The following is a 26,068-nucleotide window of genomic DNA, read 5'->3' on the forward strand; positions in this document are numbered from 1 at the left end:
CCTTACAGACGCAATGATGCTTGTACAATATTGCATTGATGGTTTCATAGAACTGTCCTCCAAAATTAAATTATAAGTTGTGTTATATCTTATAGCATTTATCTTTGGAAGTATATGGGGTAGCTTTAGTAACGTTTGTATCCATAGAATTCCTGACGATATAAGCGTTGTAACAGGAAGATCCCACTGTCCATCCTGTAAAACCCTAATTAAATGGCACGATAACATTCCATTATTTTCATATTTGTTTTTAAAAGCAAAATGCAGAGGTTGTTCGGCTAAAATTAATATTAAATATTTTTTAGTAGAATTAATATCAGCAATAAATTTTGTAGTAATTTTTCATTTCTTTGGAGTTTCATTAACTACTCTTCTTTTTTTTATTTTAAGCATCTGTTTTGTGATTATTTTTTTTATTGATTTAAAACATTTCATAATTCCAAATGAGTTAACATACCCTCTTATGATAATTGGTTTATTAAAATCATTTGATCCAAATTTAAATACCACTCTGTTTCCAAATTTAGTTAACTCTTTAATAGGTGGTTTGTTTGGTTACATAATCATTTGGTTAATAATTTTTATTTATAAAAAATTAAGAAACAAAGAAGGAATGGGTTTGGGTGATGCTAAATTACTTTCTGTAATTGGTTTTTGGTTTGGATGGGCTTCAATTCCTTTTGTAATATTTTTTTCATCTGTCATTGCACTTTTAAGTGTTGTCCCAGATATAATTAAAAATAAAAAAGATCTTTCGTCTCAAATTCCTTTTGGTCCTTATTTAATTATAGGAAACTTAGTTTTTCTTATTTTTAATGAACAGATAAGATTATTTTTGAACTAAGAATATAACCCAGAGTGGTCGATTAACCATTAGAATTATTTTTTAAATTAATATAGATCAGTGCGTATGAAAAAATTTCTTTCCATAATAACCATATTCGCTTTATCTTTTTATATATTGGTTGAATTTATAGGAGACAGATTAATTAAAAATATATTAGAAGATAATATTTCAAGTTCATTAAATAGAGAAGTATCAATTAAAAAATTAAGTATTGATTATTTAAGTGGTGAAGCTCGTGCAAATAACATTAAGATACTTAACAAAAAGTTTGATGGTAATTTAGCAGAAGTAGATTTTGTTAAAGTAAATTTAGATACATTCTCAATTTTTTCTAATGATATATTGATTAACGATGTTCAATTAAACAATATAAATTTAAATTATTATTTTAAATTTTCTGACAGAATTACTTCAGACAATCTAAGAAATCTTCAACAAGATCTTGAATTTAAAAATACCGACTCTCAATCAAGCAAATACTTTAATATCAAAAACCTAGATGCTAAAAATATTAATTTAGCCGTATTATCTTCTGATTTTGATTTTGAAAAAACCTTTTCAATTAATGATATGAATTTTAAAGATATTGGTAATACCAAGGATAGTAAAAACTACAAAGATATTTTAAAAAAAGTATTTAAAGACATGGTGGTTGATGTGCGAGAAAAAATAATGAGTAATAATTTATTAGAAGCTGTTAAAAATTTAGATATCAAACAAATAGAGGATAAAGTAAAAGACAAATTAAAGAACAAGCTGAAAGGTTTGATTAACTAAATGAATACTTTTTTATTTATCAACATTATTATTGCATCATTAAATATATTCATTTTAGTTTATGCATATTCCTTAAATTTTTTTCCAATCAAATGGAGAAAAAAAATAAAACAAGATTCAATTGTTGGTTTGGCAATTATATTTATAACTATGCTTGATATGTTTGTGTGGGTTATATATTCCTATTTTAGGTTGTTTTCAGCTTCTTAGATCCACTTGTGAGAGTGTTATAACTTGAATTAATATCCTGTATCTCTCCAACCACCTGTATTTGACAAGATCTCACCAGGAACAGCTATAACAGAATATAAAGTATCACTGTCTTCACTAGGCCCTGCAACGTTTGCGTAAAGTTTGTCACCAAATATTACTAATTCAGATAAAACCCCTTCTCTAATGAATGTACAGTTGCTTCCGTTAGCTTCTGCGCCTTTAACAAGTTTATGTGAATTATTAGTTCCACATTCATCATCTGCTACACAAATATATGCATTTCCAATATTACATCGATTTGATCCTGGAGGCGGTTCATAAACTGGAAAATATACTTGTCCTTTAAATAAAGTTGGTGGGGCAGATGCTTTTCTGTGTGAATTATTATCACCTTGTGTATCTAAATGGATTACCCAGGCACTTTCTGCAGAATCTGGGCAAAGACTAGCATCAGTATCTCCTGTAACATCTGAGCAAACAGTTGCATCATCAATCGATTTAGCATTATCAGCTCCTTGATGAGCTGTGGATGTAAAAGCTTGATCATCAAATGAAGGAATAGTCACTCCATTTAAATGTTTAAAATAAGGATAATCAAAATCTCTAATCCCATATAAAATATTATCCATATTTCTATCTATATCTCCAAGTTTATTAAAGTCTCCAGTACCACCAAACAACCAAAAATCTTTTGTGGTAACTCCTACACCTGCATCCATTGAGAAAAAAGTATATCTTTTATTGGTAGTACTTGCGTTTAATCTAAATAAGGTTGTTTGATCAAATAATTTAGCATCATTTTTTGTAGAGTCTGTTAAATTTATTTTAGTAATTTTTCCTTCTCTATCATTAATATAAACCATTGCCCCACGCCAAGGAATTCCAAATCCAGTATCAGGAGTGATCACAAGTGGGGACGTTGGAACCGCATTATTAATATTGCTACCGTTAGGTGTTTCAATTATATCATTTCCAAGAGCCACGCCTGATGGCGATGTATCAACAATTGTAATTGGTCCACCGTTTTGATCTCCACCGTAAAGTTTTCCTGGCTCATCCATATTGTCTAATTCAACCATAAACAAAGCAGAGCCCGCACATAAATTATTATTAGCCATTCCTGCACCCATAATTGCAACATATTTATCATTTGCTGGGTCTTCTCTCTCTGCTTCAATGTCTGATGGTAATCTTACAATTCTTGGTGTTGACCAAGTTTCACCTAATTTACTATAGTCAAAGAATGGATCAATTCCAGAAGATGATGTGCATGAGGTTTGAACAAATATATTTGTTGTTTCTCTTGTTTCATTTACACTTCCACCTGGATTATAAATTTTATCTTCATCAAAAGTAATTACAAATTGGCCATCGATCATTCTTGCATCTGAAAATTCTACTGGCAAAAATTCACCATCAACCATTTCTGAAACATTTATCATGTTTTCAGGTATGGATTGATTATTTGGGGTATTAAAAGATATATCACTAAAAGTGAAAGTTCTTCCTATGTAACAAGAAGCAGTTCCAGCAGTTTTAAATTCTCCAGTCACATCTGCATCAGACTGACATACAGCAATTGCATCTTGATTAGTAGTCGTCTCCGAGTCGATGGCTTCATCAGCAGTAACAGCTTCATTAAAATTTGATTGCGCTTTTAGGGCTTCATCTGAAGCAGATATTTCTGCAGAGCTTGAAAAATACTCTAATTCTCTAACTTCTCCTTCGTTGTCCATGATATATACAACATTATTAATATAATCATTATATACACTGAACATATGCATTGGTCCTAAACCATCTCTTACTAGTGGAGTGGTTACATCTAATACTGAAAAACCAGATCCACCTCTTCCAAACGGTTGGAATAATATGGTATGCCAACTAGCGGAACCTTCGACATCACCCTCTGGAGTTAAGCCTTTCATAAACACATCATGGACAACTGGAGAGCCGTCTACTCCAAACACTGCATTACTACCTCCCTTAAATCCATCAATTGCTCCATCAAGTCTGGAGTTAATTAATGTAGGTAATTTTCCAATTAAAAAGGGTGGTAAGAATGCCCATTCTTCATTTCCTGTTTCAGCAGAAAAAGCATGGAGTAATCCACTGTTAGAACCTGCATATAAAATATTTCTTCTACTTTGTTGTGAAGCTTTAAAGGCTTGATAATTATTTATAGTTCTAAAGTAAGCTTCTTGGTTATTATCAGTAAATTGGGTATTTCCATCTGGTGCGCCAATTTCAATTAATTGAGAATGATATATATCTCCAAGAACATGGCTTCTTAATTCTGTAGTGTCACAATCTCCATCATAATCAAAAAAATCTTGACCAGCTAAAAAACGTAGAATTCCATCTCGCTCATCATCTGTGGTATCATCTCCACCACATTTTGATGTTGAGGAATGATAATTTCTAAGAACATATCCTAGTCTTTCCATCTCAGGTTCTAAAGTTGGTGCAGTAGCCTCATTAACGTTATCCCAATTTCCTAAATAATCTAAACTTTGATCTGCAATGGGTGTCCATATATTTCTGCTATCAGCTGTACCAGGATCTGTAGGCCCGCCAGCTGCTTGCGTTCTTACTCGAGCTGCTGCATCCCAGTTTCCTGGTGCGTTAGGATCATGTTCAACTGTTCCATCTGCATTTAAAGTTTTCCTCAATATGGTTCCTTTCCACTCTCCAAATTGTTCATAAGCAAATTGCGCTTGGTATAATGAACCCCCTTGTTGAATGGTTGCTGTAATGGATGGTGCGGTAAATGCTAATCGCTCAGCTAAAATTTGTCTAATTTTCTGCTGAAGCTCAGTCTGAAGTTCCAGAGGTGTAGTGGCTACAATAGTTTGTTCACAATCTTCACCACCTGCTGCATCACATGAACCAACTAAAGCTAATTCATTAAATCTATTCATACCACTAGCTTTTATTCCATCTCCATAAGCAACCATCAAAGTTTTAATTCCTAATTCCTCTCTCATTCTCGTAAGTCTGCCTGCCGTACGCCCTTGAAAACTAGTTGAAGCAGTTCCTGTACCAGACATCTCACCATCACCAATAACAATTACATAATTTAACTGACAGTCAGAGTTTGGGTCATGAGGAGAAACTGGACCAAAAAAATAATCATGAGCAATCTGAGAAAATGCTTCAGAGTCTGTGCCCCACTCCACTCCTAATCTCTCAACAACAGGAATAGCGTTACCAGCACCCTCTGGACCAATTCCAACATTTAAACAAGAATTACCAGTACATATTCTGCTTTGACCAGCAGGATGATTGCCGGACCAACCTCCATAATAATTGCAAGAAGTACCACTACCATGGCAATATTTGCCACCTCTTCTACCAGTTTTTCCCTGACTACCTTCGCCAGCGTTCCAGTGACCAAAACCAAAATTAGCACCACTAGTTAAAGTACTATCTGTCAAAACGGCAATAATTGCTGCTTTTGCTCCGTCTAGTCTTGTTATTTTTGGCCCACCATATTGAATTTGCCAAGCTGTATTTCTATTTGCAGATGTAAAATTAGCTTCTGTTAATTCATCAACATAACTATTATGACTAAATAAAATTCTCCCACCAGATTTACTTATAGCAGTTAGTGCATTTGTAACTCTAACGCTATCAGCAGCTAAATTTCCAGCAGCTTGACCAGCGTTTGAAAGTGAACTAGCGGTTCCTAGACCGGTAATACGTGTACAAATGTTGTACCCAGCAGTCCATTGTACTCTTACAAGTTCTCTTCCGCTACCTCCTACAAAAAAAATATCATCGTCATTGCTAGATAACTCAAATTGTGTAATTTGGTTTATAGTTGAGTTACGGCTAGCACGACACTCCTTTTTTTCACCCCAGGCATATGAAATTACATTTTGTCCTCCAACATTTCTTGTTGCATATTCATAAAGATTCCCATCATCAGAAATATACATTCTTGTAGAGTCGCTATTTAATCTATAACGGTTTCCGTCATATATTCTGCCAAACACATCCGTTTGACCTTTACCTCTACCTGTAATTTCTTCGCAATCAGCTTGATTTAGATTACAGGTCATTTGAAAAGCATTTTTTCTACCCGATCTACCAAAAACTCCTACAATAATATGTCCTGCTGCATTAGCACTAATGTCCATACCGCGAATATGTTTTACACTATTTACCGTTAGTGCAAGTCTACATCTATATTGTGTATCAAGGGCAATAACTGCAACAGAAGAGGACCCATCATCAAATTGAACAGCAAATAAAAGATTTTCGTTACTGATATTAGTTCCTGGAACAGTTACTCCTGTTACATAGCGAGCTTCATGATATTTTCTAGTTGTAGAAATAAGATGATTAGTTGTTCTGGATCCATCCCTTAAACGGTAATCACATCGTTGATCAGTATTACTTCCTGCCCACCAAGTATCTCTTGTATAAGATCCGCCTGATTGATTGGTTCCAGTAAAGTTAATTCTCTCACCGGCAGAATTAAAAAGATATAATCCTCCCAGCGATTTATCGGCACTTGTTAAAACCCTATTTCCATTTCCATCGATTGCAGCAGAGCTTATAACAGGAATACCATCTCCTAATGTACGTCTCATACTAGCGGAGCTATCTAATAAAATTAAAATATTAGCTGGTACATCCCCTTCACCTGATCCAGGTGGCAATGGTTTTGCATAAGATGTTTGATTAAAATTAATAATTAAAATTAATAAACTAAATAATTTAAATAATATTTTCATAAATTAAAAAAACTTTATGACATTAGGTCCGAACAAAAATGAATCAAACTCTGGCTTTGTAATAATTAACATTTCATAAATTCCACTTGAATCACTAACTCTACCATAAATGACGTCATCACCAAAAGATGACAAAGATATAGCCCCTGTCCACTCTTCATCAAAATCTACTTCACTTTTGTACCCTAAATGTGTTTTTGCAAAGTCTATAATTTTGTTATTTTTTGCTTCACCCAAAGCACCTTCAATTTCAGTTCCAATGAGTTTTCCTTCTTTAATAAATACTTTTAAAACACTATTTTCTAATTGAGAATTTTCACATAAATTTAAACTGTCATATTCTTTAACGTAGGTAGCAGTTGGATCACCACCACCCGGAGGCTCGTCTAAATTATCATATTTTTCAATGATGCTTGAAACTGGGGTACCAATTTGTTCTTTTAAAAATTCACACGCCCCGCTCATGCTTAATGAACTGAAATATAAAAAAAGTGATAAAAATCCAATAAAGATATTTTTCATTATCATTAATAATAGCCCGTATTTTAAAAGATTGTAATTAAGATTGTAATTAAAGTAATGATTATGGTGTTCATTTTGTGTTTAACTAGATAAAATAATTAAAGTTTCTAAAGGAATTAAAATTTCAGGATCCTCAAATTCGCCTAATTCTGCGCCCTTAGGCATTAAATATCCACAACCATATATTCTATAAGCTGTTCCTTGTCTTTGAGCGTTAGTAGAGGTTTTTTTAAGACTAGCCCCCGCTCCTTTAAAGGTAGAGGAACCAACATTAATTGAAAAAAACTCATATCTATACCTTTTTAAATATTCTTTTTCTTTTTCTGCATCATCTGCCTCTAATCCTACATCACTTGGGGTATTTAAAATTGGCTCAATTAAACTTCCAAAATTTTGATTAGTAAAATGATCTGTAACTAAAGATAAATTTCCCCCACTATCATTTCTGATTAAATTTCTAAAACTTTTAAAACAAGGAGTTTCTACAGGAGTAAGAGTATTTCTAGGAGTATCTCTTCCATCTGTGTTTCTTGCAAAGCCATCAATTGCTGTGGCTGTAAGTTGCTCAATATAATTATTGTGAGCAGTGATCTCTGTAGGTGTAGATCCAACTGGTGGTGTGGTAATCGTACTCACTTCTGTCCAAGGTCCAATCATTCTATTAATTATTCTTTTCTCTGCTTCAATTAAGGCATGTTCAGCAACATAAAAAGTTTGTTGATATTGATCACTAGTATTATTGCTTTGATGATCCCCTGAAGAAATTACAATTAAAGCTCCACCCATCAACGACATTACTAATAACATCACAAGTGATAAAATTAGTGTAAATCCATTTTGATTATTTATTTTCATTAAAATATATCCTGTCCAACAATATTTCTTGTGTATACGGTCACCACTACATTATCTCTTAAGTTTCTATCTGAAAAAGATCTTATCGCTCTAGAAAATCCACTTAATTGTCTTTCATTTCCTGTCCTACTTTCAAATCTAAAGAAAGGCTTTTCAGAAATAAATGCGATCCTAATATCTACTGCTCTAATTTTATATAAATTTCCCCTCGAAGCTTCAGAATTTGTACTTGGGTAAGGACTTAAAACTTTTCCATTTTGATCTAATGCAATAAATTCCATATCTTCAACATAATCTCTTACTAATTCATTGTGATAACACTCGGAACAATCTGATACCCAACTTCCAGTTTCTTGACCAATATTTTGTTGCCAACTAATTTTGGATTTGTATATGCCGTATCTTGGATTTATAGGGCCATCAGCATTAGAACCATCTGATAATGGATTTGCAAAATAAGTTAGCTTATATCTTTTGTAAGGTTGAGTAGCATCATTTTGATTAAAATCATCATAAACAATATGAATTTTATCACAGCAAGTATCATCTAAGTTATGTTTTGGAGTTGGAGTAGCAATAGCATCACTTAGTGAATGTCCAAGTTCATTTGGAATTATCACAATTGGATCATGGCTATCTTTTACCGTAGTAGCACCACCAACAAATTCTAAATAACTTTCTACTGGAAAACCCAAATCATTATCACCTAAATAATATTTAAATCCTGCCATTCGTGTATCACGAATTAATAACTCGATTAAATCTCTAGAAGATCTGCTTACTTTAGCTTTTTCTAACACTTGAGTATAAGTTGAATTTACAATTGAATAAGTTGTATAAATTGCAGCCATCATTATCGATGACACCACCACACTAATTAAAATCTCAATTAATGTAAGACCAGCAATAGATTTTAAATTTTTTTTATTCATTGTTTAAGTTTATAGTCTGACTGAAAATATATAAATTTTCTTTTTTTACCTTCATTTAATTTCATCTCCACTCTACCAATGTACAAAGGCTCATCTGTTATAGAATCTAATTTATAATCACAAGCATCCCACTTACATATTTCAAATACTTGCAATTTTTTTTCTTCAGTTGTGCTTTTACATTTTAAAAATCTATTTTCTTCAAATATAGTATTCCACTTAGCTTGTTTATTTCGAGGAGCATCCACTTGTTGAGTTTCATAGATGTTTTGTTTATTCTCAACTGGTGTAGTGGTATTAGAACTGCTTCCACCACAGCTCAGATCTGCACTCCAACTATTGTCACTTAGATGCTTTGAAAATGTATTTAATGTGTCTCCATCTAGTGATGCGGTCCCATCAGTACTATAGATTATATTTTCATTATCAGAATTTACTCCATAGAAAGAATTTTTACTTCCAATGACGTCTTCTACTATCATCTCAGTTAAAAAATTTGCCTTAGTTCTATCTCCTGAATTATCTATTGATTGAACGGAAAAATTTGTCATTTGTAAAATTGAAACAAATCCAATTCCAATAATCACAACTGAGACAAGTGCTTCTATTAAAGAAAGTCCAGAAATATTATGTTTTTGTTTTTTCATCTTGTTATTGTTTAACCCAATCAGAATTTCTTGTATCCCATTTTTCAAGTATCACATTGCCAAATCTTGACCATTCAATAACATATAAATGATCATGCTCTGAAGCAGGTGTTCCATCGCTATCAACATCGCAACTTGATCGATCATTTGTTCTTCTGCAAATAAATAAAGTATTATCTATAGATCTTGCTACATCCCCCTCTTCAGGCAAGGATGATTGTAATTTACCTGCGCCACTGTACCATTTCTCATTTTTACTAAAACAAATAGCTCCGTCATCCCCTTCCCAAGAAGTTGCCATATTATCATAAGTAATTTGTCTTACTTCAACATTATCAGCACCTTGATCTGGATCATCATCCCAATATGCATCGTCTGTTATATTACATCGATCACCAATTTTTGCCCACCAGTCACTAGTTCCATCATTTAACAAACTTGCTAGTTTTTCTGGTTTCATTCCTTTTGATGTAACAATTAAATTTCTTTCTGCGCCATTCACTTCTTCTAATATATGTACTTGAACAAATGCATATTGACCTCTTTGAACTTGTGAATTTATTCCTTCGATTAAAGATTTTATGCTAAGTACTGCGCTTCTAGTCTCTCTATCTTTTCGCCATTCAGAAAAATTGGGATAACCTATGGCTGAGATGACGCCAATAAGTACAACGACAACAATTAATTCAAGGACGTTAAATCCTTTAATCTTCTCGTCCTGCACTCGCATCTATCTTACCTGCCTTAACTAATTCTTCTAATGATTTAGTCATAGTAATCATACCATCTCTCACAGAAGTTTGCATGATGCTAGGTATTTGATGAATTTTAGCCTCTCTAATTAAGTTTTGAATTGGAGGCGTACACTTCATCACTTCAAACGCTGCACAACGGCCTTGACCATCTTTTGTTTTAAGAAGTCTTTGAGTAACCACCATCTTTAAAGAAGAAGATATCTGTGCTCTTATTTGAGCTTGTTGCTCAGGTGGAAAAACGTCAATAATTCTATTGATGGTATTAGGAGCACCACTAGTGTGAAGTGTTCCAAAAACTAGGTGTCCTGTTTCAGCAGCAGTTAATGCAAGTGAAACTGTTTCTAAATCTCTCATCTCCCCAACTAGAATTACATCTGGGTCTTCTCTGAGTGCAGCTTTTAATGCACTAGAAAATGTTTTGGTTTGCTTTCCTACTTCTCGATGAGACACAATACTTTTTAAATCTTTATGAATAAATTCAACTGGATCTTCAACTGTAATAATATTTGAAGTTCTAGTTTTATTAATCTCATTTACAATTGCCGCAAGTGTTGTAGACTTACCAGACCCTGTTGGTCCAGTTACTAAAACTAATCCTTTATGCATATCGACAATATCATAAAGAACTTGGGGTAAATCAAATTGATCCATTTCAGGAATAACGCTCTCTACTCTTCTTAATACAGCAGCTGGTCCTTGAATAGTTTTATAAAAATTAGCTCTAAATCTTAATCCACTTAATGTAACTGATGAATCTAACTCATGAGTTTCACTAAACTTTTTCATTTCAGTTTCGTTACAATTAGTAGATATTAGATCTTGAAGATCTTGTTCTTTAACAACAATTTCTTGAATTTTGTGTATTTCTCCAGTTTGCCTAAACGCTAATGGCCAACCAGTTCTAATATGAAAATCTGAAATTTTTTTATTATTTTTTGCTAATTCTTCTAATTTTTCAAACATGATGAATTTTTACATACAAATATTAACAAAAACAATGTTTACTTAGTCATCTGTGTTCAAAATAAGTTTTTTCTTTTATTTGGAGGTAATGAAGCAATCAGAATGGGGACTAATAGATGTTATTGTTAATAATGAAAGAGTTTTAATTTAATTACAGAACTTTCCAATCTGTTTCAAAAGTAACATAGTTAACCTGAATGCATCGTCTTTCCTTAACTATTTTTTTCTTTTCCATACCATGCCAAGTGTTGGGCCCACTAGTAAACATGTAGCCATAGTTATTTTTGTAAGGAACTGTTTTAACTTTTTCTAATTTTTCATTATAAAAATCTGTTCCAAGATCTTCAGACTCGTTAGCATTATTTATAAAAATTAATCCAGACATCAGTTTTTCTTTGATATCGCAGTGGGGCTTTAACCAAAAACCCTCCCTATCACAAATAACTTCAACTCTAACATATGAGTTCGATAAATCTCTATCGATCATTTTTGAAATAGTTCCATGAACTTCCTTGGATTGAAGTTCTTTAATAAATTTTACTAAGTTTGGAAATTTTTTTTCATTTTCTTTTGTTACAAAACATCTAAATTTAATTGCCTCACCGCCCGAAGCTATTCCCTCTCTAAACTCTGCAGCACCACCATCAATTGCTCTGGTGCCATCATAATTAAGATTGTGCTTACTGACATCTGGAATATCAGCTTTAATAATTTCCTCAATGGCCCCGTCAGATAGTGCATTATTATATTCCCAGTGATCAAAAGGAAATTCATGTTTTTTTGCCTGATTTTGAATTGAATTTAAGAATGACATTAAGAATTAATTTTTTGTTTAATAATATTTGCTACTCTATTCGTTTCATCCAATTTTTGATAGTTCCAATTCTCTACTTCTTCACCTAAATTTCTAGTAATATTTAATTCTTTAAATAAATTTCTAAATCTTTGAAATCTTTTGTCATTTTTTTTAGGTGAAATATTAGCTACGTAGATTGGTTTTCCAGTTAAAGCAGCTTCTGATATCATGGAGCTAGAGTCACATGTTACTACAATTTTTTCTGAAATTGCTAAAGCTGATAGATAAGCTTTCTTATCAATAGTTTCAATAACTGTATGATTTTCACCAAAATAATCTTTTACATATTGAATTATATTTTTTGGTGTTCTCATTGAAGGGATCACAACTAGTTGAAAGTTGTTCTGTTTATTTAAGTTGTTTAAATTTTCAAAAATAGCTTTAATATTTTCTCTTGAATATTCATAATACTTTGTAGGACCACCCATTATTAAAGCCCAAATTTTTCTTTCATCTTTTTTTATAAATGAATTTAAATAATCTTTATTTTCATTTATTTCACTTTCAGTAAGGTAATGAATTGCACCTTTTGTACTGATAACATTTTGGCCTTCAATTCCATCATGTTCTGGTGCCACAATGAAATCAAAATTTTTAAAATTAACTTTTGGATTTTGAATATGAATATTAATAACTCTTTTATTAGAATTCTTTTTTAAATGAATAGATGGAATTACACTTTTTCTTCCACATGAAATGATTACATCAAAATCAGAAGATTCTACTTTTTTATAAACATTACTTGAAACTGGTGTTAGCTTTGGGGGAAATAATTTCCAAAAATTATTAAGTTCAATCTTCTCGTGTATAAAATCTAAATCTAGGGCCTTTGCTAAACCTTCTACTTGGCTGATCATGCCGTGCATACCCTCAGTCAATAATATCCCTTTTAATTTTGTCATTTATCCTTATATAACTTCTGCATGAGTGAAAATCCAATTAAACACACAAAAGTGTTAATAATAGGGTCAGGTCCAGCTGGCTATACAGCCGCTGTATATGCTGCCCGAGCAATGCTAAATCCTATTCTAGTTTATGGAGTTCAGCCTGGTGGGCAATTAACGACAACAACCGATGTAGAAAATTATCCTGGGTTTTCAGATGTAATTCAGGGTCCATGGTTAATGGATCAAATGAGAGATCAAGCAAAAGCAGTTGGAACAGATCTAATTGAAGATCATATTTCTTCAGTTAATTTAAAATCTACACCCTTTGAAGCTATTGGAGATAGTGGACAAAAATATACAGCTGACAGCATAATTATTTCAACTGGTGCTCAAGCAAGATGGTTAAACTTAGAATCAGAACAAGCTTATAGAGGCTTTGGAGTTTCAGCATGCGCAACATGTGATGGTTTTTTCTTTAAAGAAAAAGTTGTAGCAGTTGTTGGTGGTGGAAACGCTGCAGTTGAAGAGGCAATGTTTCTTACAAAATTTGCATCAAAAGTAAAATTAATTCATAGAAGAGATACTTTAAGAGCAGAAAAATTACTTCAGAAAAAATTAATGGAAAATAAAAAAATTGAAATAATTTGGGATAGTGCTGTTGAAGAGGTTATTGGGGATAGCGAACCTAAAAATGTTAAAGCTATTAAGATTAAAAATTTAAAAACTAATAAAATTGAAGAAATGAAAATAGATGGCTTATTTATTGCAATTGGTCACGACCCAGCAACAGCTTTATTTAAAGAACAGTTAGAAATGGATAAAGAAGGTTATTTATTGACCAAACCAGATTCAACAGAGACGAATATCCCTGGAGTTTATGCTGCGGGTGATGTTAAAGACAAAACGTTTAGACAAGCAGTTACAGCTGCTGGAATGGGTTGTATGGCTGCGCTTGAAGCTGAAAAATTTTTATCTCACTGATAAGAACCATTAAAACTTAATACAAACTAAAGGGAAACAAAATGACTGACAAAGTACTACTAACTGGAATAAGTGGCTGGATAGCAAAACATATAGCAATTGAATTATTAAATTCTGGATATGAAGTTTTAGGAACTGTTAGAAGTCAAAATTCATTAGATGAAACAAAGAAAACTCTAAGTGAATATATTTCAACAGATAAATTATCATTTGTTGAATTGGACCTATTAAAAGATGATGGTTGGGTTGAGGCTGCTAAAGATTGTAAATATATTATACATACTGCTTCTCCCTACCCTATGAAAAGTTCAAGAAATAGAGAAGCTTTAGTTCCAGCTGCTAAAGGTGGGGCGTTAAGAGTTTTAAATGCTGGTATAGAAGCTAATGTTGAAAAAATAATTCTTACTTCGTCAATAGTAGCAATGTTTAAAAAACCTAACAGAACAAACCCATATACTTTTGGGGAAAGTGATTGGACAGATACTGATTGGAGTGGGTCGAATGACTACACTATATCAAAGGCAAAAGCTGAACAAGCTGCATGGGAATTAATGGAAAGCAAAGGATTAAAAGATAAATTAACTGTAATTAATCCAGGAGGAGTTTTTGGTGATGCTTTAGATAAAAAAACAAACACTTCAACTAGCTATGTTGAACTTTTCCTTAAAGGAAAATATCCTATGGCGCCAAATTTTGGAATATTAATTTCTGATGTAAAAGATGTAGCAAGAGCTCATGTTTTATCTATAAAAAATCCCAAGGTTAATGGAAGACGATTGATTATTGGTTCAGAAGTAAAAAAAATGCTCGAAGTTTCTAAAATTATGGCTGAAGCATTTCCAAAGTATGCAAAAAAACTTCCAAAAAAAGAAATGCCAAATTTCGTGGTTAAATTGATCAGTTACTTAGATTCTTCTGTAAAGATTATGTTGCCTGATCTTGGAATTTTAATGCAGACAGACACTTCATATTCTGAAGATTTATTGGGTATGAAATTTAAACCTGCAAAAGAAAGTATTGTAGATGCTGGGAACTCAGTAATTAGACTTGGGTTAGTCTAAAGACCCTTCCAATATATATTTCAATATACGAAAGGCTTGTTTTTGATCTGATGCAACAGCAGCAGCTGAACCATCCACTTCTTTAAGAGCATGTTGATGATCGTCGTTATGAATAACAATCATAGATTTATTAAGTGCAGTAGCATAACCTGCATCAAAAGCTGCATTCCATTGCTTAAATTTTTCACCAAACTTAACAATAATTACATCACAATCTTGAATAGATTTTTTGGTTCGAATGGAGTTAATATTAGCGCCTTTTCTATCTTTCCAAAAATTTTTTTCTTCAGCTCCTAAGATTTCAACACCACAATTATCAGATGCCTCATGATCGGTGACGGGAAATGTAAATTTAATATCTAATTTCTCTTTTTCACAAAGTTGAGTAATTTCTTCTCGCCAATTACTATGAATTTCACCTGCTAAATATACGTTTAACATTAGTTTAAGCTTTTACAAAAAGTAGATATTTTTTCTAAAGCGTTTTTAAGATTTTCCATAGAGGTTGCATAAGATATTCTAAAAAAACCTTCTAAACCAAATGCAGAACCTTGAACAACTGCTACACCACTATTCTCTAATAAAGACTGAACAAAATCAGTATCTGTCTTAAGTTCTTTGCCACTTGTATCTTTTTTCCCCATTAATCCTTTGCAACTTGGAAAAACATAAAATGCTCCATCTGGATTTAAACATTCAATTCCATCAATTTCATTTAGTGCTTTAACAACAAAATTTCTTCTTTCTTGAAAAGATATTGCTCTTTCTTTTATAAAATCTTGAGTTCCATTTAATGCTTCAACAGCTGCAGCTTGACTAATTGAAGATGGATTTGTTGTTGATTGCGATTGTATTTTAGCAATTGCTTTAATAATTTCTTTAGGACCAGCCGCATACCCTATTCTCCAGCCAGTCATTGAGTAAGCTTTACTTACACCATTCATTGTTAGAACTCTTTCTTTCAAGCTATCAATTTGGGCAATGGTGAAAAATTTAAATCCTTCATATGTTACGTGCTCATAAATATCATCACTTAAAATATGAACATGAGGATGTTTTGCTAAAACATCTGCAATTCCTTTAATATCACCTTCAGTATAACAAGCACCCGTTGGGTTTGATGGTGAATTTAATATGATCCACTTTGTTTTTGGTGTTATAGATTTTTCTAATTCAGTTGGATTAATTTTAAACCCTTGTTTTTCATTACACTCTAAAATAATTGGAGTTCCACCCGCTAATAAAACCATGTCAGGATAAGAAACCCAATAAGGTGCAGGAACAATAACTTCATCCCCTTCATTTAGAGTTGCCATCATGGCATTATAAATTACATGTTTTCCACCAGCACCAACGGTGACTTGATCAGTTGTGTAGTCTAAATTATTTTCTCTTTTAAATTTTTTAACAATGGCATCTTTTAAAGCAGCAGTTCCATCAACGGCCGTATATTTAGTATCACCATCATTAATGGCTTTTATAGCCGCTTGTTTGATATTATCTGGAGTATCAAAATCAGGCTCACCTGCCCCAAGTCCTATTACATCTTTTCCAGCAGCTTTTAACTCTCTTGCCTTTTGAGTTACAGCAATAGTTGGCGATGGTTTAATCTTTTTTAAACTGTTTGATATAATGCTCATTGAAATATAATTTTATTCTAATAGTTTTATAGATAATGCAAAATACTTATCAAGATTTAATTACTGAAATCCAAAGTAAAAACCCAGAAATTCACCAGAAACTAGAAGGTGGACAAAAGTTTAAACTTGTAACAGATTTTAAACCCGCAGGTGATCAACCTGAGGCAATTAAACAATTAGTTAAGGGTGCAAATAAAGATGAGTTAAGCCAAGTTTTACTTGGTGTAACAGGTTCGGGTAAAACTTTTACAATGGCTCAAGTTATTGAACGAACTAATCGACCTGCTCTTATACTTGCTCCCAATAAAACATTAGCGGCTCAACTTTATGGAGAGATGAAATCATTTTTCCCAGAAAATGCTGTTGAATATTTTGTCTCTTACTATGATTACTACACACCAGAAGCATACGTTCCAAGATCTGATACCTATATTGAAAAAGAAGCATCTATTAATGAACAAATAGATCGAATGCGTCACTCAGCAACAAGGTCGCTACTAGAGAGAGATGATGTGATTATTGTATCCAGTGTTTCTTGTATTTATGGACTGGGTTCAGTTGAAGCTTACAGTAAAATGACTTTAAGTTTAAAGAAGGATTATGACTATAATAGAGAACAGTTAATAAAAACCTTAGTACACCTACAATATAAAAGAAATGATCAAAGTTTTTATAGAGGTACCTTTAGAGCACGAGGTGAATACATTGAAATATTCCCCTCACACCTTGAAGATAGAGCATGGAGATTAAGTTTATTTGGAGACAAATTAGAAAAGATTGAAGAATTTGATCCTTTAACAGGAGATCTATTAAAAGATTTAGATGTTATAAAAGTTTATGCGAATAGTCACTACATCACTCCAAAACCTACTATCGAACAAGCAGTAATAAAAATTAAAAGAGAGCTTGAGGTTACTCTTAAGAAATTTAAAGAACAAAATAAACTTCTTGAGGCTCAACGATTAGAAGAGAGAACAAAATTTGATTTAGAGATGATTGAGGCTACTGGTTCTTGTGCTGGTATTGAAAACTATTCTAGATTTTTATCAGGACGAAAACCTGGAGAGCCACCTCCTACTCTATTTGAATATTTTCCAGACAACACACTTATATTTGTAGATGAATGTCACGTTACTGTTCCACAATTAAATGGAATGTACAAAGGGGACAGATCAAGGAAAAGTAATCTTGCAGAATATGGTTTTAGACTACCCTCTTGTATGGATAACAGGCCACTTAAATTTGAAGAGTGGGACGCAATGAGAACGCAGACAGTTTTTGTATCAGCAACACCTGGTCCATGGGAGTTAGAACAGACTAAAGGTAAGTTCGTTGAACAAATAATAAGGCCTACTGGCTTAATTGATCCACCAGTTGAAATCAAACCAGCTAAAAACCAAGTCGATGACGTAATGCATGAGTGTAAGAAAACAATCGATAAAAATTTTAGAGTATTGATTACAACTTTAACTAAAAAAATGGCTGAAGACTTAACTGAATATTTTCACGAAAATGGTATTAGAGTTAGATATTTGCATTCTGACATTGATACACTTGAGAGAATAGAAATTATGAGAGATCTAAGACTAGGAGTTTTCGACGTCTTGGTTGGTATAAATCTTTTAAGAGAGGGGCTTGATATACCTGAGTGTGCATTAGTTGCAATTCTAGACGCTGATAAAGAGGGATTTCTAAGATCTGAAACATCACTAATCCAAACCATAGGAAGAGCAGCAAGAAATTTAGATGGTAGAGTCATTCTTTATGCTGACAAAGAAACTAAAAGTATAAAAAAAGCAATTCAAGAAACTGATAGAAGAAGAACAATTCAGGTAGCCTATAACAAAAAACATAACATTGATGCAACCTCAATTAAAAAAGAAATTAGCGATGTTTTAGAAAGTGTTTATGAAAAAGACTACCTAAAAGTTGGAACAGGTGACAATATTGGTGGCAATTTAAAGAAACATTTAAAACAATTAAATAAAAGAATGAAAGATGCTGCAACAAACCTTGAATTTGAAGAAGCTGCAAAAATTAGAGATGAAATAAGAAACCTTGAAGCGTCAGAGTTAGAAATTGTATTAAATCCAAAAGTAAAACACTATAATCAAGAAAATAGAGTGTATCCAAAAGGTAGATCAAAGATGGGCTTACCTGGTACAAGAGCACAAAAAGGTAAGAAAAAATGGAAGCAAACAAAATAATTATCACAGGAGCCGCAACAAGAATGGGCGCTGCTATTGCAAAGAAACTCTCAGGTCCAGGAGTTGAAATGGTTATTCATTACAATAGCTCTAAATCTGAAGCTGAAAAATTACAAAAAGAATTATCAAAAAATAAAACAAAAGTTTACTTGGTAAAAGGTAATCTTGCAAAAGAACAAGATTTAAAAAAAATTATAAAATTCTCAAAGTTAAAATTAAAATATTTTGATTGTTTAATTAATAATGCTTCATTATTTGAAAATGATAGTCTTAAAAATTTTTCTTCTAAAAGCTGGAACCAACATATTGATGTAAATTTAAAAGCACCCGCATATCTTACAAAAGAATTTTCAAAAAACGTTAAGGGTAAAAATAACAATATTATAAATATAATTGATCAAAGAGTTTTTAAGTTAACTCCCTTTTTCTTTTCTTATACTTTAAGTAAAACAGGGCTTTATACTCTAACAAAAACTAGCGCCATGGAATTAGCTCCAAATATAAGAGTTAATGGAATAGCTCCTGGTCCTACTATTAAAAATAAAAGACAAACTGACATGCATTTTAAAAAGCAGTACTTGGCAACTCCTTTAAAACAGCAGGTAAATGTACAGGATATATGTTCTGCTGTTGACTTTTTTATCAAAAACAGTTCAATTACAGGTCAAGTAATAGCAATAGATAGTGGACAAAGTTTAAACTGGCAAACACCAGATGTAATCGGAAAAGAATGAAAAAAACTAATTTAAATATTATTAAAATAGATAAAAATAAAAGTTTATTTAATTACGAAAAAAAAATTCTTATTAAAGAGTTAACTCTAGATTTAAAGCTTGGTTATTATGATTTTGAAAAAGAAAAAACTCAAAAAGTAAAATTTAGCTTAGAGATTGATTATGAAGATAGAAAACCAACAAATGACAAAGATATTAAATCAATTGTTAATTATGGTCAGGTTGTGAAATTAATTACAAAACTTGCAAAAAATAAACATTATAATTTTTTAGAAACACTTGCTGAAGATGTTTTTGATGTATTATTTAAAGACAAACGAATTGGAAAAATTATGCTTCAGATTGAAAAATTAGAAATTATAAAAGAGTGTGCCTCTGTTGGTATCCAAATTACCAAAAAAAGAAGTCATGAAGAGCTCTGAATTAGGTAAAGACGTAATTAGAAAAGAGCTCCCATTAATTCCTAAAAGCCCTGGAGTTTATCGAATGCTTGATCATAAAGATGTGATTTTGTATGTAGGTAAAGCAAAAAACCTACCCAATAGATTAAAAAGTTATGTAGCTGAAAAAAACCACATTATTAGAACAGCAAGAATGCTCTCTCAAACTTTTAAGCTAGAGATAACAACTACTGCCAATGAAAGTGAAGCTCTACTTTTAGAGGCTAATTTAATAAAAAAACATAAACCTAAATTCAATATATTGCTCAAGGATGACAAATCTTTTCCCTTTGTTTTCATCAGCAATAAAGACCAATGGGCACAAGTTACAAAACATAGAGGCAAAAAGGATAAAGAAGGATTTTACTTTGGACCGTTTGCTTCAGCAGGAACTGCAAATTGGACTATTAAGATGCTTCAAAAAATATTTCAAATTCGAGTTTGTGATGATAGCACGTTCAAGAATAGAAAAAGACCCTGCATTCTTTATCAGATAAAAAGATGTTCTGGTCCTTGTGTCGATTATATTGATAAAGAAGATTATAAAAAATCAGTAGATCAAGCAATTCAGTTTGTATCGGGTAAATCAAGAGATATACAAAAAAATCTATCTAAACAAATGGAGGAAGCTAGTGAAAAGCTAGATTTTGAAAGAGCTTCTATTTTTAGAGATAGAATTAAATCTTTAAATATAATTCAATCTTCACAAAGAATTAATGAAGCAAATTTAATTGATGCAGATGTAATTGCTGCATACAAAGAATCTGGTAAAACGTGTATTCAAGTATTTTTTTATAGGTCTAAACAAAATTGGGGCAACCAAGCTTATTTTCCAAAACATGATCCTGATCAAAGCTTATCTGAAATAATGTCTTCGTTCTTGATGCAGTTTTATGAAAATAAAAATGTTCCAAAATTAATAATCATTAATACAGAAATAGAAGACAAAAAATTAATTGAAGAAACTTTAAGCAAAAAAGAAAATAGTGCGATTTCTATTAATGTAGCAAAAAAAGGCACTAAAGCTAAAGTAATTGCTATGGCAGAAAAAAATGCCAAAGAGTCACTTAATAGAAAAATTTATGAAACAAATAATAATAAAAATTTATTTGAGGGTGTTGCTAAAAAATTTGATCTTAAAAATGGCCTAAACTTAGTTGAGGTTTATGATAATAGTCACATCTCAGGAACAAATAGTGTGGGTGCTATGATTACTTTTGGAAATGAAGGATTTGTTAAAAAAAGATATAGAAAATTTGATATTAAGACAAAAGGTAATGAACAAGACGATTTTGCAATGTTAAAAGAAGTACTTACGAGAAGATTTAAAAGAGCAATGTTAGAAAAAGGAAATTATTTAACTCTTCCTGATTTAATTTTAATTGATGGTGGTAAAGGTCAATATTCATCTGCCAAAGAAGTGTTAGATGAATTTGGTTTACATGATCTTCCTATGATAGCCATTGCTAAAGGTAAACTAAGAAATAGTGGAGATGAAACTTTTTTTTACAAAGGAAAATCATTTAAATTTGATAAGAATGACCCCACTCTATTTTTTATGCAGAGACTACGTGATGAAGCACATAGATTTGCTATCACCTCTCATAGAGCAAAAAGAGCAAAAGGAATTACAAAATCCTTGCTGGATCAAATTGATGGTATTGGATCGATTAGAAAAAGAGCACTATTGAACCATTTTGGCTCTGCTAGAGCAGTAGAATCTGCAAGTTTTGATGAAATTAAATCAGTTGAAGGTGTTGAGGAAAAAGTTGCAAAAAAGATATATAACTTTTTTCACGAATAATTATGCTTAAAAAAATTCCAAATATTTTAACAATAGGTAGGATAATAATTGTACCTTTTTTTGTTCTAGCATTTTATTTACCTGGTTTTTATGGTGATTTAACTGCATGCGTATTGTTTGTAATTGCTTCATTTACTGATTTTTTGGATGGAATGTTGGCGAGAATGATGGGTGAAGAGTCTAAGTTGGGTGAATTACTTGATCCTATAGCAGACAAAATTATTGTTGCTACTGCACTTATATTGCTTGTCATGAGTGGAACAATTAAACATTACGAGGTTATTGCAGCAATTATAATACTTACACGAGAAATACTAATTTCAGGCTTAAGAGAGTTTTTAGCTAGAGGACAAATTAAATTACCAGTAACTAACTTAGCAAAATTAAAAACTTTTTTACAAATGGTTGCTATAGCTCTTTTACTAACTGGTGAAACTGGTAATAAAATTTTAAATTTTCAAGATTATAATGCTCAAACTATTGGCATAATCCTGCTTTGGCTTTCTGCATTTTTAACTTTGTATACTGGTTATGAATATTTAAGAAAAGGCATTGACCATGCAATATCTGAAGATAACAAAAACTAAGCTGCTTTTCTTTTTCTAACTAATGCTTGGTAACTTTCATTTAAGTCAATTATAGTTTCGCAAACTTTAAACTTATTTTCAGCAATACATGAAACTGGCGTAACCTCTGCTGCCGTACCTGTTAAAAAACAGCCTACAAAATTTGATAATTCAGCTGGTGCAATTTTTCGTTCATTGACTTTTATTCCTTTAGATTTTGCAATTTCAATTACCGTTCTTCTTGTAATGCCGTCTAAAAAAGAATCTGGAATGGGTGTGTGAATTTCTCCATTTTTATCTTTAAAAAAAATGTTAGCACCTGTTGCTTCTGCAACATTTCCTTCATGATCAAGCATTAGAGAATCTGTATAGCCTTGTTGTTCAGCTTCATGTTTTGATAAAGTACAAATCATATATAATCCAGAAGCTTTCGTATCCCAAGGTATCGTATTTGGCGCAGGTCTTCTCCAATTTGATATATTCAATTTAATACCTTCTATTTTTAGTTTTGGATCAAAATATGAACCCCACTCCCAAGTTGCTATGGCAACATGAATTTTTGTTTGTTGAGCAGATATAGCCATCATCTCGCTACCTCTCCATATTGTTGGTCTAACATATCCATCTTTGACACCCTGAACTGAAATTATTTTTTTTGATGCTAAATTTATTTCTTCTTCAGTATAAGGAATTTTAATACCCATTCTTTTTGCAGAATAAAAAAGTCTAGATGTGTGTTCTTCTAATTTGAAAATTGAATTATCATAGACTCTTTCACCTTCAAAAACACAACTAGCATAGTGAAGGCCATGATTTAAAACATGAATTTTAGCATCAGCCCAATCAACGAGCTCGCCATTAAACCAAATTTTACCTGATCTTTTATCGTATGGTATCATGAATGAAATAATTTAAATTTTATCTAAAATTATCTTTGTATCTATAATATGTCAATATAACTTACCCATAATGAAAGAACTTTTATATTTAAAGGATACTCAGTTAAAGCAGCTGATTGAAAAGTTATTTACAAGTTACCGTGAGTCTTTTTCAGATGCCAAGAAAACATTAGATAAATACTCTATAGGTATAGCTCACCACAAAGTTTTACATCTTTTATCAATGTATAAAGGGATTACAATTTCTGATCTATTAAAGAAGTTAAAGGTTACCAAGCAGAGTTTAAATAGAGTTTTAAAAGATTTAATTAAACTTGATGTGGTTTTTTTTGAAAAAGACCAACAAGACACAAGAGTAAAACACATTTTTTTAAATGAAAAAGGAGAAAAAATTTTTGACGAAATATTTTCGATACAAAAAAAAAGAATTTATAATGCTCTTTTAAATTCAAGTTCAGATCAAGTCTTAAACTTTGACAATGTTTTAAAGAAAATAATTAATGAATGATTTTGTAGCCCATATTTTAGTTGTAGATGATGATGAGGGAATTAGATCCCTAATTAAACAATATTTAAATGAAAATAATTTTCTGGTTACTACATCAAATAGTGCAGAAAATGCAGAAGAAAAAATTTCAATAATTAAATTTGATTTAATCGTTTTGGATATAATGATGACAGGCAAAAGTGGGTTGGATTTTATCAAACAAAATAAATCTAAAATTGATACCCCTATAATTTTATTAACAGCTAAAGGAGAAGCTGAAAATAGAGTTGAAGGTTTAGAGATAGGCGCTGATGACTATTTACCAAAACCTTTTGAGCCAAAAGAACTTATTTTAAGAATAAAAAATATTTTAAATAAAACAAAAAGAAATGATGAAAAAAGAATTATAACCTTTGATAATATTAAAATTGATCTTAACAAACTTTTAATCATAAAAAATGATATTGAATATAAAATAAATAGTACTGAAAAAATTATATTAGAAAAAATGATTAACAATCCTGGCAAAACCTTTTCAAGAGAGGATATTGGCAAACTAACCGATCTTGATAAAGAAAGGTCAATAGATGTGATAATTACAAGACTTAGAAAAAAAATTGAAATGGACCCAAAAAATCCAAAATACTTACAAACTTTAAGAGGTGCTGGCTATGTTTTATGGATTGAATAATTTTGTAAAAAATTTACTACCGAAAAGATTATTTTATAGAGCTTTATTAATCGTAGCAGTTCCAATAATTGTTCTTCAAGTAGTCATATCGATTGTTTTTTTTGATAGTCTTTGGATTAAAACAAATAAAGGTATGACAAGAGCCTTAATCGGTGAGATGAAAACATTCATAACAGCTTACGATAATGGAAAATATAATAATAACGACCTTTCAGGCTTATTCTCAATTTATTTAGATCTTAATGTTCAATTTAAAAAAGATGATTTATTTGAAAAAGCTCAAAAAGAAAGATGGTTTAGTCCAATAGATAGAACACTTAGAAGAGAACTGAAATCTAATATGGGCACTCAAAATTTCTGGTTCGATACAACAAGTTATAAAGAGCTTATTCATATAAATATTAAACATAACGAGGGTTACTTTGAATTTTTTATTCCAAAAGACAGGGTTGCAAGCTCATCTGCTAGAATATTTGCGTTATGGATCACTATACCTGCTCTACTAATGATAACCATAGCTATACTATTTCTAAAAAATCAAACCAGACCAATTATAAACCTGGCTAAAGCTGCAGAAAGATTTGGTAAAGGAGAAAACATTGATGAGTACAGGCCATCAGGTGCCTTAGAGATCAGACAAGCAGGTTTGGAATTTGATAAAATGAGAAAAAGAATAATGAGACACCTCAATCAAAGATCTGAAATGTTATCTGGCATAAGCCATGATTTAAGAACACCCTTAACAAGACTAAAACTTCAGCTATCTTTTATGAAAGATAAAGATTTATCAAAAAAAATGTCTTTAGATATAGATGAAATGGAAAAAATGCTTAATGAATATCTGCAGTTTACAAGTTCATCTTATTTAGAAAAAGATGAAACCTTTGATATTTCAGAATTAATCGAAACTACAATAAATAATTATAATAATGATAAAATAACTAAAGAAATAATTCCAAGAATTTACATGAATGGAAGAAAAAATTTAATACAAAGATCTATAAATAATTTAATTGATAATTCAATTAAATATGCTGAAAATATAAATTTTCATCTATCAAAAAAAGATAGTAACATAATAATTACTATTGATGATGATGGAGTCGGTATTCCTAAAGAAGAGTTCGAGAATGTTTTCAAACCATTTTATAAAGTAGATAAAAGTAGAGGGGATTCTAAATCTAGTGTTGGTCTTGGATTGTCAATTACATCTGACATAATCAAATCCCATGGAGGAAATATTTTATTAGATAAATCTCCTTTAAACGGCCTTAGAGTTAAGATTTTTTTACCTTTGTAGATTTTTTATTTGGACTTTTTTTTTCAAATTTGTTGATTTTTTTTTCTAAATTTTCAACTCTTTTAATTAATATATCCATTTCTTCTTTGCTAGTTAATTTCATTTTAAAAATGATCTCTTCTCTTTTAGATCTTAAAACATTTATTATTTCAGAACTTAAATCTTTATAAGAAATTAGCCCTTGTTCAAATAGCTTTGTTAATTTATCAATTACAAATTTTGATTTTGTCATATATTCGCTTATAAAATTAATATACTTTAT

Annotated in this window: 25 protein-coding genes; 12 read left to right on the plus strand and 13 right to left on the minus strand. The window is 31.4% G+C overall.

All coding sequences use genetic code 11. The features are described 5' to 3' along the window. The first annotated feature begins 79 nt into the window (after positions 1–79). The gene (locus SAR11_RS00335; protein WP_011281449.1) at positions 80–844 is read left to right on the plus strand and encodes a prepilin peptidase; all 765 of its coding nucleotides are present in this window, start codon (positions 80–82) and stop codon (positions 842–844) included. 66 nt (positions 845–910) lie between these two features. Continuing rightward, positions 911–1,624 carry a hypothetical protein gene (locus tag SAR11_RS00340; protein ID WP_041185764.1) on the plus strand — a complete coding sequence of 238 codons (714 nt, stop codon included), beginning with the start codon at positions 911–913 and terminating at the stop codon, positions 1,622–1,624. A gap of 239 nt (positions 1,625–1,863) precedes the next feature. On the opposite strand, the gene SAR11_RS00350 is transcribed toward SAR11_RS00340, so the two are convergent. From SAR11_RS00350 to SAR11_RS00390, 9 genes are all read right to left on the minus strand, one after another. Further along, a complete protein-coding gene (locus tag SAR11_RS00350) occupies positions 1,864–6,579 on the minus strand; it encodes a PilC/PilY family type IV pilus protein (protein WP_041185765.1) in 4,716 nt (1,571 codons plus the stop codon). 3 nt (positions 6,580–6,582) lie between these two features. Beyond that, positions 6,583–7,101, minus strand: a complete 519-nt coding sequence (locus tag SAR11_RS00355) for a hypothetical protein (protein WP_027307144.1) — start codon at positions 7,099–7,101, stop codon at positions 6,583–6,585. An 81-nt stretch (positions 7,102–7,182) separates the two neighbouring features. Further along, positions 7,183–7,956, minus strand: coding sequence for a pilus assembly PilX family protein (locus tag SAR11_RS00360; protein ID WP_027307145.1), 774 nt, complete (start codon positions 7,954–7,956; stop codon positions 7,183–7,185). After that, positions 7,956–8,888: a PilW family protein gene (locus SAR11_RS00365; RefSeq protein WP_027307146.1), complete on the minus strand. Its 933-nt coding sequence runs from the start codon at positions 8,886–8,888 to the stop codon at positions 7,956–7,958. The genes SAR11_RS00360 and SAR11_RS00365 overlap by 1 nt, the downstream gene beginning before the upstream one ends. Further along, positions 8,885–9,535 (minus strand): prepilin-type N-terminal cleavage/methylation domain-containing protein, encoded by a 651-nt coding sequence (locus SAR11_RS00370; RefSeq protein WP_011281455.1) that lies wholly within the window; start codon positions 9,533–9,535, stop codon positions 8,885–8,887. The genes SAR11_RS00365 and SAR11_RS00370 overlap by 4 nt, the downstream gene beginning before the upstream one ends. Before the next feature lie 4 nt (positions 9,536–9,539). Beyond that, complete coding sequence (locus tag SAR11_RS00375; RefSeq protein WP_011281456.1) at positions 9,540–10,265, minus strand: prepilin-type N-terminal cleavage/methylation domain-containing protein; 726 nt, start codon at positions 10,263–10,265, stop codon at positions 9,540–9,542. Beyond that, positions 10,240–11,253 carry a type IV pilus twitching motility protein PilT gene (locus tag SAR11_RS00380; protein ID WP_006997834.1) on the minus strand — a complete coding sequence of 338 codons (1,014 nt, stop codon included), beginning with the start codon at positions 11,251–11,253 and terminating at the stop codon, positions 10,240–10,242. The genes SAR11_RS00375 and SAR11_RS00380 overlap by 26 nt, the downstream gene beginning before the upstream one ends. Positions 11,254–11,404: 151 nt before the next feature. Next, positions 11,405–12,067 carry a hypothetical protein gene (locus SAR11_RS00385; protein ID WP_006997832.1) on the minus strand — a complete coding sequence of 221 codons (663 nt, stop codon included), beginning with the start codon at positions 12,065–12,067 and terminating at the stop codon, positions 11,405–11,407. After that, entirely contained in the window at positions 12,067–13,011 is a 945-nt protein-coding gene (locus SAR11_RS00390) for a mitochondrial fission ELM1 family protein (protein ID WP_006997831.1), read from the minus strand. The genes SAR11_RS00385 and SAR11_RS00390 overlap by 1 nt, the downstream gene beginning before the upstream one ends. 21 nt (positions 13,012–13,032) lie before the next feature. On the opposite strand from SAR11_RS00390, the gene trxB reads away from it, so the two are divergent. Together trxB and SAR11_RS00400 are read left to right on the plus strand one after the other, a co-directional pair. Next, complete coding sequence (trxB, locus tag SAR11_RS00395; RefSeq protein WP_011281457.1) at positions 13,033–13,977, plus strand: thioredoxin-disulfide reductase; 945 nt, start codon at positions 13,033–13,035, stop codon at positions 13,975–13,977. A gap of 41 nt (positions 13,978–14,018) precedes the next feature. Next, a complete protein-coding gene (locus tag SAR11_RS00400; RefSeq protein ID WP_011281458.1) occupies positions 14,019–15,038 on the plus strand; it encodes an NAD-dependent epimerase/dehydratase family protein in 1,020 nt (339 codons plus the stop codon). Here SAR11_RS00400 and SAR11_RS00405 read toward each other — a convergent pair. Both SAR11_RS00405 and SAR11_RS00410 read right to left on the minus strand, forming a co-directional pair. Further along, on the minus strand, positions 15,030–15,479 hold the full coding sequence (locus tag SAR11_RS00405) for a YtoQ family protein (protein ID WP_011281459.1): 450 nt from the start codon (positions 15,477–15,479) through the stop codon (positions 15,030–15,032). The genes SAR11_RS00400 and SAR11_RS00405 overlap by 9 nt on opposite strands. Next, positions 15,479–16,678, minus strand: coding sequence for a pyridoxal phosphate-dependent aminotransferase (locus SAR11_RS00410; RefSeq protein ID WP_011281460.1), 1,200 nt, complete (start codon positions 16,676–16,678; stop codon positions 15,479–15,481). The genes SAR11_RS00405 and SAR11_RS00410 overlap by 1 nt, the downstream gene beginning before the upstream one ends. 35 nt (positions 16,679–16,713) lie before the next feature. Here SAR11_RS00410 and uvrB point away from each other — a divergent pair, with 35 nt between their 5' ends. Genes uvrB through pgsA form a run of 5 tightly spaced genes read left to right on the plus strand, consistent with a single transcriptional unit; the run spans position 16,714 to position 22,450 of the window. Beyond that, positions 16,714–18,885: an excinuclease ABC subunit UvrB gene (gene uvrB, locus SAR11_RS00415; RefSeq protein ID WP_011281461.1), complete on the plus strand. Its 2,172-nt coding sequence runs from the start codon at positions 16,714–16,716 to the stop codon at positions 18,883–18,885. After that, positions 18,867–19,619: an SDR family oxidoreductase gene (locus tag SAR11_RS00420; protein ID WP_011281462.1), complete on the plus strand. Its 753-nt coding sequence runs from the start codon at positions 18,867–18,869 to the stop codon at positions 19,617–19,619. The genes uvrB and SAR11_RS00420 overlap by 19 nt, the downstream gene beginning before the upstream one ends. Beyond that, positions 19,616–20,041 (plus strand): dihydroneopterin aldolase, encoded by a 426-nt coding sequence (locus SAR11_RS00425; protein WP_011281463.1) that lies wholly within the window; start codon positions 19,616–19,618, stop codon positions 20,039–20,041. Before SAR11_RS00420 ends, SAR11_RS00425 begins: the two co-directional genes overlap by 4 nt. Next, a complete protein-coding gene (gene uvrC / locus SAR11_RS00430) occupies positions 20,028–21,863 on the plus strand; it encodes an excinuclease ABC subunit UvrC (protein WP_006997824.1) in 1,836 nt (611 codons plus the stop codon). The genes SAR11_RS00425 and uvrC overlap by 14 nt, the downstream gene beginning before the upstream one ends. 2 nt (positions 21,864–21,865) lie before the next feature. Beyond that, positions 21,866–22,450 carry a CDP-diacylglycerol--glycerol-3-phosphate 3-phosphatidyltransferase gene (gene pgsA / locus SAR11_RS00435; protein WP_006997823.1) on the plus strand — a complete coding sequence of 195 codons (585 nt, stop codon included), beginning with the start codon at positions 21,866–21,868 and terminating at the stop codon, positions 22,448–22,450. On the opposite strand, the gene SAR11_RS00440 is transcribed toward pgsA, so the two are convergent. After that, the gene (locus tag SAR11_RS00440) at positions 22,447–23,328 is read right to left on the minus strand and encodes a branched-chain amino acid aminotransferase (RefSeq protein WP_006997822.1); all 882 of its coding nucleotides are present in this window, start codon (positions 23,326–23,328) and stop codon (positions 22,447–22,449) included. The genes pgsA and SAR11_RS00440 overlap by 4 nt on opposite strands. 70 nt (positions 23,329–23,398) lie before the next feature. Between SAR11_RS00440 and SAR11_RS00445 the strand changes: the two genes are divergently transcribed. The 3 genes from SAR11_RS00445 to SAR11_RS00455 are packed head-to-tail and all read left to right on the plus strand — an operon-like array spanning position 23,399 to position 25,806. Then, positions 23,399–23,836 (plus strand): MarR family winged helix-turn-helix transcriptional regulator, encoded by a 438-nt coding sequence (locus SAR11_RS00445; protein WP_006997821.1) that lies wholly within the window; start codon positions 23,399–23,401, stop codon positions 23,834–23,836. After that, positions 23,829–24,506: a response regulator gene (locus SAR11_RS00450; protein ID WP_006997820.1), complete on the plus strand. Its 678-nt coding sequence runs from the start codon at positions 23,829–23,831 to the stop codon at positions 24,504–24,506. Before SAR11_RS00445 ends, SAR11_RS00450 begins: the two co-directional genes overlap by 8 nt. Beyond that, a complete protein-coding gene (locus tag SAR11_RS00455; RefSeq protein ID WP_011281464.1) occupies positions 24,487–25,806 on the plus strand; it encodes an ATP-binding protein in 1,320 nt (439 codons plus the stop codon). Before SAR11_RS00450 ends, SAR11_RS00455 begins: the two co-directional genes overlap by 20 nt. Here SAR11_RS00455 and SAR11_RS00460 read toward each other — a convergent pair. Next, the gene (locus SAR11_RS00460) at positions 25,784–26,038 is read right to left on the minus strand and encodes a hypothetical protein (protein ID WP_006997818.1); all 255 of its coding nucleotides are present in this window, start codon (positions 26,036–26,038) and stop codon (positions 25,784–25,786) included. The genes SAR11_RS00455 and SAR11_RS00460 overlap by 23 nt on opposite strands. Positions 26,039–26,068 lie beyond the last annotated feature (30 nt).

The sequence above is a fragment of the Candidatus Pelagibacter ubique HTCC1062 genome (genome assembly GCF_000012345.1).
Classification (GTDB): Bacteria; Pseudomonadota; Alphaproteobacteria; order Pelagibacterales; family Pelagibacteraceae; genus Pelagibacter; species Pelagibacter ubiqueversans.